This is a genomic window from Streptomyces sp. NPDC102258, assembly GCF_055584685.1.
On record NZ_JBVJLO010000068.1, the window covers coordinates 1 to 1,980 of the forward strand.

1 protein-coding gene is annotated in these 1,980 nt (G+C 74.5%); it reads right to left on the minus strand.

What is annotated here, in order from left to right; translation table 11 throughout:
- Window positions 1–1,980, minus strand: a 1,980-nt coding sequence (locus tag ACZ6ZT_RS35155) for a condensation domain-containing protein (RefSeq protein ID WP_469724509.1), incomplete at both ends; no start/stop codon positions are given.

A 1,980-nucleotide genomic window follows, 5' to 3' on the forward strand; every position in this document is an offset into this window, starting at 1 on the left:
GGGCGCGGGCGTCGGGGCGTAGCCGGGCCTGTGCTTCGAAACGGTCGACCAGCGTTTCCCGGGGGGTCTCGACGCGGATCCCCGTCCATTCCTCCAGCACCTGACGCCGCTCCGCCCCACCGAGCACCTCCAGCTCCGACAGCCGGACCCCCGGCTCCCGCGCGGCCTGCTCCAGCGTGCGCCGCAGCATCGCGGTCATCCGCTCCACGGTGGCCCGGTCGTACAGGTCGGAGCTGTACAGCACGGCTCCCGTCAGCCCGGAACCCTCCTCGGCGTGCAGCAGGAACTCCAGGTCGAACTTGACCGCCCCGGTGGCCAGCGGCTCCGCCGCCCCCGCCCGCAGCCCGGGCAGGTCCGGCACCACCGCCGGCCCCGACTCCAGCGCCAGGCAGACCTGGAACAGCGGGTGCCGGGCCAGGGAACGCACGGGGTTCACGGCGTCCAGCACCAGGTCGAAGGGGGCGTCCTGGTGTGCGAACGCGTCCAGATCGGCGGCGCGCACCCGGGCCAGCAACTCCCGGAAGGCCGGGTTGCCCGAGGTGTCCGTACGCAGCACCAGGGTGTTGACGAAGAACCCGACCAGCCCGGTCAGCGCCTCGTCCGGGCGCCCCGCGACCGGGGAGCCGAGCGGGATGTCCGTGCCCGCGCCGAGCCGGGTCAGGGTGGCCGCCAGGGCCGCCTGGACCACCATGAACGGAGTGCACCGCTCGGCCCGCGCCAGTTCCAGCACCCGCTTGTAGAGCTCGGTCCCGAAGTCGACGCGGACCACCCCGCCCTCCTGCCCCGCCACCGGCGGCCGTGGCCGGTCGGGCAGCAGCCCCAGTTCCTCGGGCAGGCCGGCCAGGGCCGTCTTCCAGTAGGCGAGCTGCGTCTCCAGCACCGGGCCGGTCAGGGCGGTGCGCTGCCAGAGCGCGAAGTCGGCGTACGCGGCGGGCAGCGGCGGCCGGTCGGGGGCGGTGTGCGCGAGACGGGCCGCGTAGGCGAGGGACAGGTCCTCGAACAGCGGGCGCAGCGACTGCCCGTCGGTGGCGATGTGGTGGAGCAGGACGAGGAGCGTGTGGTGGCCGTCACCGGAGCTCAACAGGGTGACCCGCAGCGGGTGTTCGGCCGCCACGTCGAAGGAGTGGCTCGCCGCCGAGTGGAGCGCGGCGTCCAGGTCCTCGGGTGCGACCGTACGCGCCTCGAAGGTGAACGCCGGGACCGGATCCACGACCTGGTACGGGTCGCCGTCCGCCGTGACGAACCGGGTCCGCAGCGGTTCGTGACGCTCCGCCAGGTCGGTGAAGGCGGCGCGCAGCGCGGCGAGATCGGGCTCGCCCTCCAGCCGGACCGCCATCGGCACGTTGTACGAGGTCCCCCGCGCGCCGCCGCCCAGGCCGGCGGTCACCAGCCACAGCCGCTGCTGGGCGAACGACAGCGGGAGCCGCTCGGGCCGGGGCAGCGGGGCCGTGAGCCGGGGCAGCGACGGACGGTCGCAGACCTCGTCGATACGGCGGACGAGGGCGGCGGGGGTGGGGTGCTGGAAGACGTCGCGGAGGGTGAGGGTGACGCCGAGGGTAGCGGCGATCCGGTTCGTCAGACGGGCGGCGAGGAGGGAGTGGCCGCCGTGGTCGAAGAAGTTGTCGTCCATCGACAGCGGCGTGACCGCGCCGAGCACCTCGCCGACCAGCGACCGCAACAGTTCCTCGGCCTCGGTGCGCGGCTGGCGCCCGCCGGTGGTGAGCGGGGCTTCGACGGCCGGCAGGGCGGCCTTGTCGATCTTGCCGTTCGCGGTCAGCGGCAGCCGGTCCAGCACCGCGAACCGGGCCGGGACCATGTGCTCCGGCAGCCGCTCCCGCAGCCAGGCGCGCAGGGCGTCGGGGCTCGGGGCCGGGGCGCCGGGGGCGGTGGTCACGTACGCGGTCAGCTGCTGGTCGCCGTGGAGCAGGGTGGCTTGGGTGATGTGGGGGTGGGTGGTGAGGGTGGTTTCGATTTCGGTGG